Origin of the sequence: Iodobacter fluviatilis (genome assembly GCF_004194535.1) — a bacterium.
GTDB lineage: Bacteria > Pseudomonadota > Gammaproteobacteria > Burkholderiales > Chitinibacteraceae > Iodobacter > Iodobacter fluviatilis_A.
This window is the reverse complement of sequence record NZ_CP025781.1, coordinates 2,624,648-2,639,016: the sequence shown is the minus strand read 5'-3', so window position 1 is coordinate 2,639,016 and position 14,369 is coordinate 2,624,648. Positions and strand designations below refer to the sequence as shown.

At 46.9% G+C, this 14,369-nt stretch carries 18 protein-coding genes; 4 read left to right on the top strand and 14 right to left on the bottom strand.

From position 1 onward, the window contains the following. Position 1 precedes the first annotated feature (1 nt). From ispF to rnhA, 5 genes are read right to left on the bottom strand one after another with little or no spacing between them, the layout of a single operon-like run. A complete protein-coding gene (ispF, locus tag C1H71_RS11795; RefSeq protein ID WP_130106724.1) occupies positions 2-475 on the bottom strand; it encodes a 2-C-methyl-D-erythritol 2,4-cyclodiphosphate synthase in 474 nt (157 codons plus the stop codon). Between the two features lie 12 nt (positions 476-487). Continuing rightward, positions 488-856: a YybH family protein gene (locus C1H71_RS11790; protein WP_130106723.1), complete on the bottom strand. Its 369-nt coding sequence runs from the start codon at positions 854-856 to the stop codon at positions 488-490. A gap of 3 nt (positions 857-859) precedes the next feature. Then, positions 860-1,552 (bottom strand): 2-C-methyl-D-erythritol 4-phosphate cytidylyltransferase, encoded by a 693-nt coding sequence (gene ispD, locus C1H71_RS11785; RefSeq protein WP_130106722.1) that lies wholly within the window; start codon positions 1,550-1,552, stop codon positions 860-862. Continuing rightward, positions 1,549-2,268 (bottom strand): DNA polymerase III subunit epsilon, encoded by a 720-nt coding sequence (dnaQ, locus tag C1H71_RS11780; protein WP_130106721.1) that lies wholly within the window; start codon positions 2,266-2,268, stop codon positions 1,549-1,551. Before dnaQ ends, ispD begins: the two co-directional genes overlap by 4 nt. Beyond that, positions 2,268-2,711, bottom strand: a complete 444-nt coding sequence (gene rnhA, locus C1H71_RS11775; RefSeq protein ID WP_223145857.1) for a ribonuclease HI — start codon at positions 2,709-2,711, stop codon at positions 2,268-2,270. Before rnhA ends, dnaQ begins: the two co-directional genes overlap by 1 nt. Positions 2,712-2,827: 116 nt before the next feature. Here rnhA and C1H71_RS11770 point away from each other — a divergent pair, with 116 nt between their 5' ends. After that, positions 2,828-3,103, top strand: coding sequence for a hypothetical protein (locus C1H71_RS11770; RefSeq protein ID WP_130106719.1), 276 nt, complete (start codon positions 2,828-2,830; stop codon positions 3,101-3,103). A gap of 9 nt (positions 3,104-3,112) precedes the next feature. Here C1H71_RS11770 and C1H71_RS11765 read toward each other — a convergent pair whose 3' ends face one another. Together C1H71_RS11765 and C1H71_RS11760 are read right to left on the bottom strand one after the other, a co-directional pair. Continuing rightward, on the bottom strand, positions 3,113-3,475 hold the full coding sequence (locus C1H71_RS11765; RefSeq protein WP_130106718.1) for a hypothetical protein: 363 nt from the start codon (positions 3,473-3,475) through the stop codon (positions 3,113-3,115). Further along, the gene (locus C1H71_RS11760) at positions 3,457-3,864 is read right to left on the bottom strand and encodes a class I SAM-dependent methyltransferase (RefSeq protein WP_130106717.1); all 408 of its coding nucleotides are present in this window, start codon (positions 3,862-3,864) and stop codon (positions 3,457-3,459) included. The genes C1H71_RS11765 and C1H71_RS11760 overlap by 19 nt, the downstream gene beginning before the upstream one ends. Before the next feature lie 6 nt (positions 3,865-3,870). On the opposite strand from C1H71_RS11760, the gene gloB reads away from it, so the two are divergent. After that, positions 3,871-4,623, top strand: a complete 753-nt coding sequence (gene gloB / locus C1H71_RS11755; protein WP_130106716.1) for a hydroxyacylglutathione hydrolase — start codon at positions 3,871-3,873, stop codon at positions 4,621-4,623. 100 nt (positions 4,624-4,723) lie between these two features. After that, a complete protein-coding gene (locus C1H71_RS11750; protein ID WP_188053220.1) occupies positions 4,724-6,280 on the top strand; it encodes a lytic transglycosylase in 1,557 nt (518 codons plus the stop codon). A 56-nt stretch (positions 6,281-6,336) separates the two neighbouring features. Here C1H71_RS11750 and C1H71_RS11745 read toward each other — a convergent pair whose 3' ends face one another. The 7 genes from C1H71_RS11745 to C1H71_RS11715 form a co-directional block, all read right to left on the bottom strand. Then, entirely contained in the window at positions 6,337-7,059 is a 723-nt protein-coding gene (locus tag C1H71_RS11745) for an LOG family protein (protein WP_130106714.1), read from the bottom strand. Between the two features lie 202 nt (positions 7,060-7,261). Next, a complete protein-coding gene (locus tag C1H71_RS11740; protein ID WP_130106713.1) occupies positions 7,262-8,053 on the bottom strand; it encodes a transporter substrate-binding domain-containing protein in 792 nt (263 codons plus the stop codon). 251 nt (positions 8,054-8,304) lie between these two features. After that, positions 8,305-9,096: a transporter substrate-binding domain-containing protein gene (locus C1H71_RS11735; RefSeq protein WP_130106712.1), complete on the bottom strand. Its 792-nt coding sequence runs from the start codon at positions 9,094-9,096 to the stop codon at positions 8,305-8,307. 505 nt (positions 9,097-9,601) lie between these two features. Beyond that, positions 9,602-11,116, bottom strand: coding sequence for a ubiquinone biosynthesis regulatory protein kinase UbiB (gene ubiB, locus C1H71_RS11730; protein ID WP_130106711.1), 1,515 nt, complete (start codon positions 11,114-11,116; stop codon positions 9,602-9,604). Positions 11,117-11,480: 364 nt separating this feature from the next. After that, positions 11,481-12,041, bottom strand: coding sequence for a ubiquinone biosynthesis accessory factor UbiJ (locus tag C1H71_RS11725; RefSeq protein ID WP_130106710.1), 561 nt, complete (start codon positions 12,039-12,041; stop codon positions 11,481-11,483). Further along, positions 12,041-12,778 (bottom strand): bifunctional demethylmenaquinone methyltransferase/2-methoxy-6-polyprenyl-1,4-benzoquinol methylase UbiE, encoded by a 738-nt coding sequence (gene ubiE, locus C1H71_RS11720; protein ID WP_130106709.1) that lies wholly within the window; start codon positions 12,776-12,778, stop codon positions 12,041-12,043. Before ubiE ends, C1H71_RS11725 begins: the two co-directional genes overlap by 1 nt. Positions 12,779-12,981: 203 nt before the next feature. Further along, a complete protein-coding gene (locus C1H71_RS11715; protein ID WP_130106708.1) occupies positions 12,982-13,353 on the bottom strand; it encodes a gamma-butyrobetaine hydroxylase-like domain-containing protein in 372 nt (123 codons plus the stop codon). Positions 13,354-13,567: 214 nt separating this feature from the next. On the opposite strand from C1H71_RS11715, the gene phoB reads away from it, so the two are divergent. After that, positions 13,568-14,260, top strand: a complete 693-nt coding sequence (gene phoB, locus C1H71_RS11710; protein WP_130106707.1) for a phosphate regulon transcriptional regulator PhoB — start codon at positions 13,568-13,570, stop codon at positions 14,258-14,260. The last annotated feature ends 109 nt before the right edge of the window (positions 14,261-14,369 follow it).

The following is a 14,369-nucleotide window of genomic DNA, read 5'->3' as shown; positions in this document are numbered from 1 at the left end:
ATCACAAAAGCAAGAGCAAGCACACCGCCTGGGCCTCAACCGCTTCTGAGGCCCCCACTGGCCCCAGCTTCTCGTATGTTTTCGCCTTTACATTAACTTGCCCCGATGACACGCCCAAATCGCTGGCGATATTAGCCACCATCGCAGCAATATGCGGAGCCATTTTTGGTTGCTGTATCAAGATAGACGCATCCACATTGCCCACCCTCCAGCCTGCTTCCCGCACGCGGCGCACCGCCTCGCGCAGCAAGACTCGGCTATCCGCGCCTTTAAATTCGATGGCGGTATCGGGAAAATGCCGGCCAATATCACCCAAGCCTGCGCCCCCCAGTACCGCATCGGTAATCGCATGCAGTAGCGCATCGGCATCAGAATGGCCAAACAATCCCTTATCAAAGGGGATATCCACCCCACCCAAAATTAATTTACGCCCTTCAACCAGACGATGTACGTCCCAACCTTGCCCTATTCTCATTGTTTTCTCTTGTTAATTTGCCGATGGGCCCAGATGCTCATGAATAATGACCCACTTCTCACTGTCATTCACAATAACGGTTGTTCCTCGCCCACTACCCTGCTCGCTCACCCCATCAATCAGGCCAGACCAATTAAACTCATAAGTACAAGTCGCACAAAGATCACTGACATAGATCCAGACAAGGTTTTTAATTAAATAATGTTCGCTTTTAATTAAGTCAAAAGTCTTAGTCACGGCAGCTTCAATTGCAGCCTTACCCAAATAAGTGCCCTCACTAAAAATAAAGCATGCATCCTGATGGATCAGCGGGGCCACTTTATTCCAGTCCTGAGTGGCTAAGGCATTTTTATAATCAGATAATAGTTTTTCATAAGCCATTATTTATATCTCCGAGTTATCACCAGTAGCCGCCAAAATCAGCTTAGCCAAGCGTAAATCCTGTGGATAAGTCACTTTCAAATTCCATGGGCTGCCCATGACTAATTTTGGCTGCAAGCCAAGTTTCTCTATGGCACTTGCTTCATCGGTAATATCCGGCCCCATTCCTGCGGCAAGAGCATGAGCCAACTGCGCTACACGGAACATCTGTGGCGTTTGTGCCTGCCACAGTCCATTTCTTGGATGAGTATGGGCAATATGCTGGCCAGCCTGTGCCAGCTTTAAGGTGTCTGCCACCGGCACGGCCAAAATACCGCCAATGGGATGATTGACCAGCTCGATAATCATTTGACTAACCAAGGCAGGATCTAAGCAAGGCCTTGCGGCATCATGCACCAAGGCCCAGTCCTCAGGCCCCGCTTGCAAAGTTTGCAAGCCATTGAGCACCGATTCGGCACGGCTGGCCCCGCCGCAGCGCAGCACTTCTAGGCGCTTGAACTCGCTCCAATCAAAGCTATCCCACCATTCATCTTCCGGCGAAATCACCACCACAATGCGATCCAGCTCGGCCACCTTGGCTAAGGCAGACAGGGTATGCCAAATCAGCGGTTTGCTCGCCAAATCAAGGTATTGCTTAGGCGTGACCGACGCCATGCGCGAGCCACTACCCGCAGCAGGAACCAAGGCAATATTCATAAGCCGCTTTTTCCCATTTGCCGCCACAGGCACTCACCCTTCACGCTTTTATCCAAAGCAGCAAGATAAGCCTCGTGCTCAGCCAGCTCGGCAGCGGTAGCGCTCACAACTCGCAATGGCTTACGATTACTTTTGGCAAAAGCCAACGCCGCATCGTTGCCTGCGTAAGGGTCAAAATCAATCATCAGGCTATCTTGACCACGGGTCAGACCCAGATACACTTCAGACAATAATTCGCAATCGATCAGCGCCCCGTGCAGGGTACGGTTACTGCGGTCGATATCAAAAAAATCGCACAGCGCATCCAAGTTATTACGCTTACCTGGCCGCTGATCTTTGGCCATGGCCAAAGTATCAATCACATTGCCCACGTGCTCTTGAAACTTGCCTCGCCCTAGCTTGGCCATTTCCATATTCAAGAAGGCCAAGTCAAATGGTGCGTTATGGATAATGACTTCGGCACCGGCAACAAAATCTAAAAACTCATCCGCAATTTGCGCAAACTTTGGCTTATCTGATAGAAACTCCGTGGTTAAGCCGTGCACATTCAGTGCGCCCTCTTCACTGTCACGCCCTGGGTTGATATAGCAGTGAAAATGCCGGTCTGGCGAGGATAAACGTCGGTCTATCATTTCAACCGCAGCAATTTCCAAAATGCGGTTGCCGTCATCAACGCGTAAACCCGTTGTTTCGGTATCTAAAATAATTTGCCGCATTATCCACGCCCCAGTGCAACTTCCACACCTTTATTGGCGAGCTGATCGGCACGCTCATTGCCTTCGTGCCCCGCATGGCCTTTCACCCAGCACCATTCGATCTGATGCTGTGCTGCAGCAGCATCCAGCTCGCGCCAAAGATCAGCGTTTTTAACCGGCTGCTTCGCCGCAGTTTTCCAACCGTTTTTCTTCCAACCGTGGATCCAAGTGCTGATGCCATTCTTAACATATTGCGAATCGGTCCAAATCACCACATCACAAGGGCGGCTTAAAATCGCCAGCGCCTTAATCACGCCCATTAATTCCATGCGATTATTAGTGGTGTCTAGCTCGCCACCGCACAGCTCTTTTTCTTTATCGCCATACTGTAACCACGCACCCCAGCCGCCAGGACCGGGATTACCTTTACACGCGCCATCGGTGTAAATCACTACTTTATTCATGCTTATTTCCTGGAAAAACGCACTATTAGACCTACGCTTGTTACATGTGGCTCAAACAAACCCGCCATCTTATTGATGCCTAAGCTCATGGAAAACACACGATGCAACGACGCTTTATGCTTATATCACTAATACTTTGCCAAACAGCCCTCGCCTCACCCTTTTGCCCTTGGCCTGTACCAGGTAGCGATAGCAAACGATTTATCAATCTCACCGTGGTACAAACTATTGATATCAACGACGAGGAAATAAAAGTGGCTTTTGGTGGCGGTAACTTAGGCAGTGGCCATGAAATCAAAACCGCCATCAAAAATCGTGCTGAAGGGCAGAAAATTCTGCAAGAGATGAGCGAAGCTGCACGCCGCTGCGACTTGCCCAATATGCACAAGTAAAGCCACAAATTAACGTTGAAGGTCTTTTTTGAGCACGATGCTCTTATCTGCCCCTGTAGCCCTCACCGCCCCCGCAACCACCGGCACATTGCGCCATTTTGGCCCAATTAAACGCATACCATGCACACGCTTCACCATATCAATGCAATAAACCCCACCAGCGGCTGGCCACCAGCGATCGCCCGCATCTTCTAAAAAACGGCTTCTAGATAGCCATTTTTCACGCTGCACTGGCAAGCCATAGCAAAGGAACTCACCCTGCATTGTTTCAAAACCCAAACTTGCTAACCAATCTTTCAACCTAGGCAAAGCCACAAAATTGCCCCGCCAAGGCGCAGGATGCGAACCATTTCTTAAACGGCGCAGCCCCAAAGGCTCCAAGGATTAAACCCCGTAATCAATAAACGCCCCTCAGGCATTAATACCCGCTCAGCTTCATTCAACACGGCTTGGGGGTTGGCGGCAAAATCCAGCACATGCGGTAGCACCAAGAGATCTAGACTTTGGCTGGCAAACGGCAAAGATTCGCCCATGCAGCGCAAATCCACGCCTAGCGATTGCCCAGCGCACAAATGCCATGCCATACGATTAGCCCGCAAGCAATCGAGCTGTGGCAACTCTAGCTGCACCGCTTTGTAGCCAAAGATATCTGTCACGGTGCGATCGTACCAATCCATCTCTGCACTAGCCAAATAGTGACCTAATGGGGTGGCGAGCCAATCTGCAAAGTGGTTCAATCGAGCATTAACATTTAAAGGCATTCTTTTATGATCCGCATTAGCGCTGTGCCAATTTTCGAAGACAATTATATCTGGGTTTTGCAACTAGGCACGCATGCCATCGCAGTAGACCCCGGCGACGCACTTCCCCTTATTCATTATCTTAAAGAAAATGGCCTAGAACTGACTGCAGTATTGATTACACATCACCATCACGATCATATCGATGGCCTGCCTGTGCTCTGGTCTCACTACCAGATGCCCGTATATGGACCTGCTGGCATTAAAAATGTTTCCAACCCCGTAAAAGAAGGGGAAACGTTACGGCTACTGGATACCCATATTCAGGTAATAGCCACCCCAGGCCACACTTTAGATCACCTTAGCTATTTGGCAGCCGACGCGCTATTTTGTGGCGACACGCTGTTTGCGAGCGGCTGCGGCAGGATATTTGAAGGAAGCCCAGCACAAATGCACGCCTCCCTACAAAAACTAGCGGCCTATCCTGATTCAACCCTTGTTTGCTGTACGCACGAATATACCCTAAGCAATCTCAACTTTGCCCTTAGTGTTGAGCCTAATAACACGGCACTGATAGCAAGAATGCAAAGCGCTAGCACACTCCGTCAGCAAAACTTATCCACCTTACCCTCCACCATTGGCCAAGAAAAAGCTATTAACCCCTTTTTGCGCTGCGAGCATAGTGATGTCATTGCCGCCGCTCAAACACAAAATCCACAGGCAAAATCCACTGTGGATGTTTTTGCTGCGCTGCGCAAATGGAAAGATAACTTCCGTTGATTTCAAAGGAATATCCTCCATTAGGCATAAACAGATTGACAAGATTAGACAGCAGCGGCAGCATCGCTTGATTATTAGATTTTAAATGGCGCAGGTACCCATGAAACAAAGACTCCTTGTTGGCCTTATTACAGGTCTATGTGCCTTGGGTTCACACGCAGAAACCATTACTCCAGCCAAAATCGATTACCAGCTGCATAACCCCACTTTTATCTCCCCTGACGATACAAATCGCACCATTAACGCCTTGTTTTCTGACGCAGTAATGGCGCCTGAATACGCGGATTTATGGGAGCGCGTTCGTACCGGCTTTACAATTCCTGAGCTAGAGCATCAGCTGGTTAAGAAATGGGAAAACTACTACGCCAGCCGCCCAGAGTATCTCAACCGAATTATCAAACGTGGCACGCCCTATTTGTATTATGTGGTGAATGAAGTTGAGAAACGCGGCATGCCAATGGAAATAGCGCTTTTACCCATGATTGAATCTGCTTTTAATCCAAGAGCAGAATCATCGGTAAAAGCGGTGGGAATGTGGCAATTTATGCCTGCCACAGGCAAAGATTACGGCCTAGAGCGCACTTGGTGGTACGACGGGCGCCGTGATGTTGTAGCCGCCACCAGCGCCGCTTTGGATTATCTAAATGGGAGTTATACGCAGTTTGGCGACTGGCAACTGGCCTTGGCATCTTATAACTGGGGCCCAACAGCGGTGGCACGTGCGGTTGCCAAAAATGAAGCCGCCAATCTTGGTACCCAATTTATTGATTTACGCATGCCAGACGAAACGCGTAATTACGTGCCTAAGCTATTAGCCGTGCGCAATATCATCGCCAATCCACAAGCCTACGGCGTGACCTTAACCTCCCTACCTAATAAGCCCTATTTTGCCACGCTAACCGTTGGCAAACATATGGATGTAAAAGTGGCCGCTGAGCTGGCTGAAACGCCGGTTGAAGAATTACTTAAACTCAACCCTGGCTTTATCCGTCCAGTGATTGCCTATAAAGATGACCGAGCCTTAGTTTTGCCCATCGCTCAAGTTGAAATATTTCAAAAAAACCTTGCTGAATACGAAAAGCCACTGCTGAACTGGCAGCCTTATGTAACCAAACAAGGTGAGTCTTTCGATAAGCTAGCAGAAGCCTTTGGCGTAGCCGCGAACGAGCTTAAAGACATCAATGATATCTCGAGCCGTGATCGCCTAGCCCGTGGGCAAACTATTCTTGTTCCTAAAATAAGCGGCCTAGATGTTTCTGACCGACAAACCTTAACTGCTTTAGCCGCTAACCGAAGCGTAGAAGCCATTGATACCGGTGCAAACGATAAACCGCACGCTCCGATTATTGCCAGTAGCGAGCATCGCGTTAGCAAAGGTGATACTGCCTATAATATTGCTAAGCGCTACGGAATGAATATTGCCTCCCTACAAAGCATGAACAACATCTCGGATGGGCAAGTACAGCTAGGTCAAATCTTACGTGTCTCGGTTAAAACAGAAAGTGCTGTTTCAGGCAAAGATGGCCGCAAATACACAGCAAAGCGTGGCGACACTTTTTCATCGATTTCTAAGCGCTATAATGTCGCTGCTACCGACCTAAAAAGATGGAATAACGCCAAGCCGATTCAAGCGGGTACTAAGTTAGTTATTTATTAAGCTAATATTAAGCATAAAATAAAAGCCCCAACTGGGGCTTTTATTTTTTTATTGATTTAATTATTCAAAGAATACCCCGTTTGCTGCCATTTTTCATGGTGCTCACGGATCAATTGTACAGCATCTTCAATCGTATCCACCACGATTGGAATCTGCATATCTACTTCACTCGCTAGCCCTGCGTTATTTTCCACCATATAACGCCGTGCCCAATCAACTTGCTCGTGCCACATTTCACCAACTAAAATCAATGGAGTATCATATAATTTACGCACCTGAATTAACTGCCACACCATAGCTAATTCCAATAAAGTACCAATCCCGCCAGATGTCACAATAAATGCATTAGAACGCAAAATGAAATGATGCAAACGAGAAAAGAATGTTTTGTGTTCATAAACTTTGCCGACAAAATCGTTCACATTTTGTTCAAAATCTAAATCAACTCGAATTCCTACTGATGCCTCTGGACGATCCGGTGCACCATCGCGCGCCCCTTCATTGGCAGCCTGCATTAAACCTGGGCCACCTCCAGTGACAATACGGCAGCCCATGGCGGCTAATTCACTAGCAAGCTGTTTAACCGCCTCATAGGCTGCCGAGCCTTCTTGAATGCGGGCTGAGCCAAAAATAGTAACGTGATAATCAGGCGTATGCGCAGGGCGCAGGCGAGCCAATTCATCCACTACATCCCACAGCTTAAGCACCGCATCACCCACGATATCCAGCGCTTGCTCATCATCAATCACACCAATCGGCTTATTATTTGGATTTATCATTTTTTATATCCTACGCGGCCAATAAAATGGAATGTGCAGTCTACACTAGGTAATTATGGGCCAGCTAAGTGTAATTTTCCCAACAATAATAGGGATTTTTTACTTTATATCAGCGCAGATTAATTTTATTTAAATAAATAAAGCCCGCATAGCCAAAGGCTTTGTGGGCTTTATATGAAAACACGATAAAACTAAGAAATAATCACCCCTGAATACGGAATGTACGTGGGAATGGTGTATTACTTTGTGGGCCAAACCAACGATTAAAGATTAACTCTGCCTCGCCTGTTTTCTCGGTTTCAAGTAATGTTTCATTAACTAAATTAAGTAAACGCTTTTCATTTAACTTAACAGCAATAGAAAGAATTTCAATGGCATTAGAATAACTAGATATCTCATACTGAGCTTTAGTAGTCATGATATTCAATGCGCCTGCTAAAGTAGGCTCATCATCCATCACTACATCCACTCCGCCCTGCTCTAAAGAGCGTACTGCATTCGAAATATCAGAAAAAGCGGTAATCTGCGCCTTAGGATAAAGCTTTTTGGAAAGCTCCTCACCCGTTGTACCGCTAGAAACCGCAATGCGTAATTTAGCTAAAGACTCTGGACTAGGGTATTTACCCTTTTTATTTAAAGCTTTTTGCGCGGCAACAAAATAGCCAATGCTGCAAGCCACTTCACGCTCACGCTCTGGCGTTTTGGTAAATGCCGCAACAATCACATCCACCTTACCAGACTTAACGCTAGGTATACGCTCTGCAGGGTCAACATCCTGCACCACCAACTTTACTCCGAGTTTTTTTGCAATAGCGGCAGCAAAATCAACGTCATAGCCTGAAACAGTATGATTTTTATTTCTTTGCCCAAACGGGGGTACGTCTGCCGAAACCCCCGCGACCAAGGTCCCACGAGCTTTAATCGTATCAATTAAATCGGCGTGGGCCAATACGCTACAAACACTCAAAAAACCAGCCAGAATTAATCGTTGCATAATCAAGCTCCAGACTAATGACACCTCTAGATCGCATCATTGCCATATCAGATTAGAATATTCTGATCTTAAAGCGCATTAGCTTGCCTTCTATACTGCGACAATCTCCAACTGTGCTAAGTAAGAATTTGTGCACATACCAAACAACACCAAAACAAGTAAAAGCACCCACTCAAACATTCCATTTATTACATCAGCATAAACAATTAACTCAGCAAACTTAGTCATAAACGAGGCAAAGTGTTGCTAAATTACCCACGAATTTTAAATGTACGAGGAAATGGGGTTGCTGTTTGTGGTCCAAACCATTGGTTAAAAATACGCTCTGCTTCGCCCGTTTTTTCCATTTCAAGTAAAGTTTCGTTAATGATATTCATTAAACGTTTTTCACCAAGCTTAGCGGCAATAGCATAGATCTCGGTAGCATTGGCGTAACTTGATAATTCAAACTGCGCCTTGTTTGACATTGTGCTTAGATTACGTGCAAGCGATGGTTCGTCATCCACCACCGCATCAATTTTCCCTTCTTCTAAGAAACGCACCGCCTCAGGAATATCATCAAAAGCAACAACCGTAGCTTTTGGATAGAGCTTGCGCACCAAATCTGCCCCTGTTGTCCCTCGCGCCACACCAATATTAGCCTTGGCTAAGGATTCTGGGGTTGGAAACTTACCTTTTTTAGACAACACTTTTTGTGCAGCAACGAAGTAGCCACTACTGCAATTTACTTCGCGCTCGCGCTCAGGGGTTTTAGTAAAGGTAGCAACCAAAATATCAATTTTACCTGATTTGACGGCAGCGATGCGCTCATTGGGATCTAAATCCAGCACCACCAATTTAACCCCCATCTTTTTAGCGATTGCCCCTGCAAAATCAACATCATAGCCAGAAACTGATTGATTTTTATTTCTTTGCCCAAACGGCGGAATATCAGCCCGCACCCCTGCCAACAAAGTACCACGGGCCTTAATGGTATCCACCAAATCTGCATGCGCCAGCATGCTACAAGCACTAAGCAAAGCAGCTAAGAATAAATTTTTCATTTAAAACTCCAAGTATGCAAAATACTAAAAATGATTGTTTAGATAACCATAAAAATTTAATTATATAGCATACAGCCTAATGCGTTTATACCATTAGCAAGGACCGAGGGACATACATCAAACTCGCACTGTAGCCTGTGATTTATCATGTTTTTGCATAAAACATGGAATAAAGGGAGTGCCAAGCCTAGTATTAAAATAAGCCGAGCAAATCTGCCCCCCCTAATGGATAGAAGCCATTTAAACATGTTTTTTAGCACCGCAATAAATAGTACAGAGCAAGGCAGACTTCAATATCGAGCAGAAGCCAAGCAATATAAACCATAAAATTTGGCTAAGAATAAATCGTGGAATAAAACTGAATCCAGCAGAATAGCTGAATAATTAAAAGTACAAAAAACATAACGAAGCTGTTTATAAACAATCACTTGTAGTGGACTAGTAAAATTCGCTTTTTTTGATTTTCACGCCAAAACCTAGCGAATTTCCCCAGCAGGCTAACTACCTATTTAAACCACCAAGTTAACAAGAAACCCGCCAACAGCGCGGCGATCACGCCCAGCAGCCAGTTGCGTTTTTTCTGCTCCCACATCAAGCCGCTATAGCCTGCCATCAATAGCTCGGTATGATTTTGATCGAGCAATACGCCTAATTTCCGTGGCAACATCGGTAATAAAGCGGCCCATTGCGGTGCTTCTTTTTTTAGATTGCGCAACATGCCACGCCAGCCAATTTGCTCGTGCATCCAGCGCTCTAAAAACGGCATGGCGGTTTGCCACAAGTCTAAATCTGGATCAAGTTGACGACCTAAACCTTCAATATTCAGCAAGGTTTTTTGCAAAAGCACCAGCTGTGGTTGGATTTCCACATTAAAGCGGCGCGAGGTTTCAAAAAGGCGCAGTAGCACTTGGCCAAAAGAAATTTGCGACAGTGGTTTGTTAAAGATCGGTTCGCAAACGGTGCGCACCGCCGCTTCTAACTCTTCTACCTGCGTGTCTTTTGGTACCCAGCCAGATTCAATATGCGCCGTAGCAACACGGTGATAATCACGGTTAAAGAAGGCTAAAAAATTAATCGCCAGGTACTGCTTATCGCTATCTGATAAGGTGCCGATAATGCCAAAATCCAGCGCAATATAACGATTATCTGCCGCCACTAAGATATTACCGGGGTGCATATCCGCATGGAAAAACCCATCACGAAACACTTGAGTAAAAAAGATCTCCACCCCAAAGCGCGACAGTTTTTTTAAATCCATCCCTGCTGCTAGCAGCTGATCGATGCGCCCAACCGGAATGCCATCCATCCACTCCATCACAAACACATTACGCGCACAAAAATCGTAGAAAACTTCTGGTACCAAGAGCTGTGGGGAATTTAAAAAGTTGCGGCGCAGCTGGCTAGCGTTAGCCGCTTCACGCATTAAATCTAACTCGTCGTGCAGATAGCGATCAAACTCGGCCACCACCTCTCTAGGGCGTAAACGCTTGCCATCGGCAGAGAGTTTCTCTAGCAGCAGCGCCATAATGCGCATCAGCGCCAGATCAGACTCAATCACCGGCAAGATATCAGGGCGTAAGACTTTAACCGCCACTTGCTGGCCATTATGTAAGCGCGCCTTATGCACCTGCGCCACTGATGCGCTGGCAACAGGCGTTTGATCAAATTCAGCAAACAACTCATCGAGTTTACGGCCCAAGCTCGCCTCAATCACCGCTACAGCCGTAGCGGCTGCAAAGGGCGGCACATTGTCTTGTAGTTTAGCCAGCTCATCAGCGATATCTAGCGGCATTAAATCTCGCCGGGTCGACAAAACCTGACCAAACTTCACAAAAATCGGCCCAAGCTCTTGCAACGCCAAACGCAAACGAAGCGCCCTTGGCGCGGTTAAATCTCGACCATACAGCAGCGACTGAATCAACTTACCCAAACCACGCACACGCGCATGGCCGAGTAAAAACTCATCCAGACCATAGCCAAAAACCACACGGACAATTTTAATCAAACGAGAAAGACGCATTGGTTCAACTTAAGATTTTAGTGCCATCGGCACATTAATTTAGGAGCGGTAGCCACCGCGGAACCTTCCTTTCTTGTCTTGCTTCACAAAAAACAAAGACAAAAAAGGCTCCCCCACGAAGCACAAAGGTCCCTCATCTGCGGGCAGCGGCGGCTGCGAAACTCGCTTAGCTCAAACAGAGTCCTAGCCGAAACCCCGCCCGCTTGTTCCTCGCTTGTGCGTGCTTCAAGGGGGCTATAAAGCCCTATGCAACGAACCGAGATAAAAATAATGAGAACTGAGTTTAAAAAAATATAAAGCTTAATGAAAAAACGGTATTTCTCCGTAAAATTCCGTGCCCTCTCAGGTTCAGGACTTGGGTTTATTAAGCATTTTTTTCACACAGTTGCAGCCGTTTTTCCAGCCTTGCCAACGCATCGCGCAATTCATCCACTTCATTGCAAAACTGATTCACATCGCGCTTATGCGCCAACAACGGGGACTCATCGCGCCAATATTCGGCCAAATTGGCCACCATTTTTGACCCCATAGCGCCAGGTACCCCGCCAATTTTACCCGCCAGCTTCACCACCCGCTGCGTAGCAGCGTCGCCAAGATATTTGGATAATTCCTCCGCCGCATCCCAGCGCAAGCCACTCAGCACATGGCCAATGCGGCTGGCGAACTCCATATCACCGCTGAGGCGCACATGGCGGGCTGCAGCGGTTTTATCATGCATGCGCTGGGTAAAAAAGCTCAGCGGCAAATCGAGTGTGGCTTCTGCTTCGGCCTTGCTTTCTGCTAAGCGACCATCATTCATCAGCACCAAGGTTTCGCTCACCAAGGGCAGGGAGATCTTGATGCTGCGGCCAGCAAATTGCGCAAGCTCAGCCTTAGCGGCCGCGTCCTGCGCCAAGAGGCGGTTGAGTACGGCGGCCAGTATCATTAGATTTTTATCCCTTTATGCAGGGCAACCACGCCACCCGTCATATTATGAAAATCGACGCGGCCAAAGCCAGCATCTTTCATCATTTGCTTTAAGGTTTCTTGATCTGGGTGCATGCGAATCGATTCCGCCAGATATTGGTAAGAATCTGCGTCATTAGCCACCAGCTTGCCCATAAAGGGCAGCAATTTAAACGAGTAAATATCGTAAGCAGGCTTCAGCGGGGCCCAAACCTTAGAAAACTCAAGCACCAGCAAACGGCCACCGGGCTTCAGTACGCGACACATTTCGCTCAGTGCCACATCCTTATGTGTCATATTTCTAAGGCCAAACGCCACCGACACACAGTCAAAATAATGATCTGGAAACGGCAGCTTCTCTGCATCACATTGCGCAACGGGCAGCGCATAGCCCTGATCCAACAGACGATCACGCCCCACACCCAGCATCGAGCTATTAATGTCTGTCAGCCAAACTTGACCGGTTTTGCCGACTTTTTTAGCAAAAGCTTTAGATAAATCGCCTGTGCCGCCGGCAATATCCAGCACCTTGTCACCGGCTTTTACACCACTGGTTTCAATAGTGAAAAATTTCCAGATGCGGTGTAAACCACCCGACATCAGATCATTCATCACATCGTACTTTTTAGCTACAGAATGAAAAACCTCAGCGACTTTTTGCGCTTTTTCGGATTCATTCACCGTTTTAAAACCAAAATGGGTACTTGGATCAGTCATTTTTCACTCTCAACAATTATTACATTTCTTACAAAACATAAAACTTGCAATACTGCACCGCAAGATGAATGCATCGTCCACGAAATACACAAAAATCACACACGGAAGGGCGCTCCCATTCTGATTAAAAATCAATCCAGCAAGTATCATTACTGTTTTATTACTTTTTCCGTATATTTAGTGCTTTTCGTAGACTATTTATATTAAGCCCGCGCAGCGCCTGCCTGCTCTAAACGCGCAAGATAATCTTGCCAGTTGGCTTCCCGATTACGGCCCAGCTCATAGAGGTGATCCCAAGAATACAGACCTGAATCATGACCATCATCAAATACCAACTTCACTGCGTAGTTGCCCACGGGTACGATATCTATAATATTGACACCTTGCTTACCCACTTGCAGCGTACCAGGGCCAGCACCGTGGCCGCGCACTTCGGCGGAGGGGCTAAATACCCGCAGATATTCACAAGATAAATCAAAATGACAGCCATCATTAAAGTGGATCTCAAGTATTTTAGAGACTTGATGCAGTTTAATTTCGCTGGGTTGCGGGGTTGTTGCGCTAAGTCCGGCCATGGGTCACGACGCTCTTGAATGAACCTTCGCATGATACCCCGCTTCAGGACTTTGCTGTCAGCAGCTTGCGGGCTATGAATTTACTTTTGAGTGTGAAAAATACGCCACGGTAATTTAAAATAAGACCACTTCTTCAAGACTTGTAATATTAAAGACATATTTAGGCCTTAATCTTGCAACAAATGTGGAACTTCATTCCGCGAGGTCAATCGCTATGCCTGCAAATATTTTACTTGTCGAAGACGAACCCGCCATTCAAGAGCTGATTGCTTTCAATCTGTCTCAAGCAGGACACCATGTGATGCGGGCCGACTCTGCAGAAAGCGCGCAAAACATCGTCCGCAATGCCCTCCCTGATTTGATTTTGCTCGATTGGATGCTGCCCGGCATGAGCGGCATCGATTTTGCCAGGAAGCTACGCTCTGAAGAACGCACTCGGCAAATTCCTTTGATCATGTTAACCGCCCGCTCAGACGAGCAAGATAAAGTGATCGGCCTAGAAACTGGTGCGGATGATTACATTACTAAACCATTTAGCCCACGCGAATTGCAAGCGCGCATTAAGGCTGTACTGCGTCGCCGTGCACCGCAAATTACCGATGACACCGTTGAAGTACAGGGCCTACGTCTAGATCCGGCTACGCACCGTGTCACTGGCAATGGCGACGCCATTGATCTGGGGCCAACAGAATTCCGCCTACTGCACTTTTTTATGACCCATCCAGAACGAGTGCATTCACGTGCACAATTACTTGATCATGTTTGGGGCGATCATGTATTTGTGGAAGAACGCACCGTGGATGTACACATTCGCCGATTACGCTCGGCGCTTGAATCAACTTGTTTTGATCGGCTGATCCAAACTGTGCGTGGCACAGGCTATCGCCTCTCTGCACATAGCAATTAAATGATTGGCCAATGCTCAGCAGCTAGCTGGGATATACTTACACAAAGCTTTTTAAAATACTTAACTAGAAATGATGAATGATTTATAGCCTTGCATTCGTAAGCGCTTT

Coding starts and splice junctions, on each gene's coding strand:
- ispF (WP_130106724.1), bottom strand. CDS start 475: ATGAGAATAGGGCAAGGTTGGGACGTACATCGTCTGGTTGAAGGGCGT.
- C1H71_RS11790 (WP_130106723.1), bottom strand. CDS start 856: ATGGCTTATGAAAAACTATTATCTGATTATAAAAATGCCTTAGCCACT.
- ispD (WP_130106722.1), bottom strand. CDS start 1,552: ATGAATATTGCCTTGGTTCCTGCTGCGGGTAGTGGCTCGCGCATGGCG.
- dnaQ (WP_130106721.1), bottom strand. CDS start 2,268: ATGCGGCAAATTATTTTAGATACCGAAACAACGGGTTTACGCGTTGAT.
- rnhA (WP_223145857.1), bottom strand. CDS start 2,711: ATGAATAAAGTAGTGATTTACACCGATGGCGCGTGTAAAGGTAATCCC.
- C1H71_RS11770 (WP_130106719.1), top strand. CDS start 2,828: ATGCTTATATCACTAATACTTTGCCAAACAGCCCTCGCCTCACCCTTT.
- C1H71_RS11760 (WP_130106717.1), bottom strand. CDS start 3,864: ATGCCTTTAAATGTTAATGCTCGATTGAACCACTTTGCAGATTGGCTC.
- gloB (WP_130106716.1), top strand. CDS start 3,871: ATGATCCGCATTAGCGCTGTGCCAATTTTCGAAGACAATTATATCTGG.
- C1H71_RS11750 (WP_188053220.1), top strand. CDS start 4,724: ATGAAACAAAGACTCCTTGTTGGCCTTATTACAGGTCTATGTGCCTTG.
- C1H71_RS11745 (WP_130106714.1), bottom strand. CDS start 7,059: ATGATAAATCCAAATAATAAGCCGATTGGTGTGATTGATGATGAGCAA.
- C1H71_RS11740 (WP_130106713.1), bottom strand. CDS start 8,053: ATGCAACGATTAATTCTGGCTGGTTTTTTGAGTGTTTGTAGCGTATTG.
- C1H71_RS11735 (WP_130106712.1), bottom strand. CDS start 9,096: ATGAAAAATTTATTCTTAGCTGCTTTGCTTAGTGCTTGTAGCATGCTG.
- ubiB (WP_130106711.1), bottom strand. CDS start 11,116: ATGCGTCTTTCTCGTTTGATTAAAATTGTCCGTGTGGTTTTTGGCTAT.
- C1H71_RS11725 (WP_130106710.1), bottom strand. CDS start 12,041: ATGATACTGGCCGCCGTACTCAACCGCCTCTTGGCGCAGGACGCGGCC.
- ubiE (WP_130106709.1), bottom strand. CDS start 12,778: ATGACTGATCCAAGTACCCATTTTGGTTTTAAAACGGTGAATGAATCC.
- C1H71_RS11715 (WP_130106708.1), bottom strand. CDS start 13,353: ATGGCCGGACTTAGCGCAACAACCCCGCAACCCAGCGAAATTAAACTG.
- phoB (WP_130106707.1), top strand. CDS start 13,568: ATGCCTGCAAATATTTTACTTGTCGAAGACGAACCCGCCATTCAAGAG.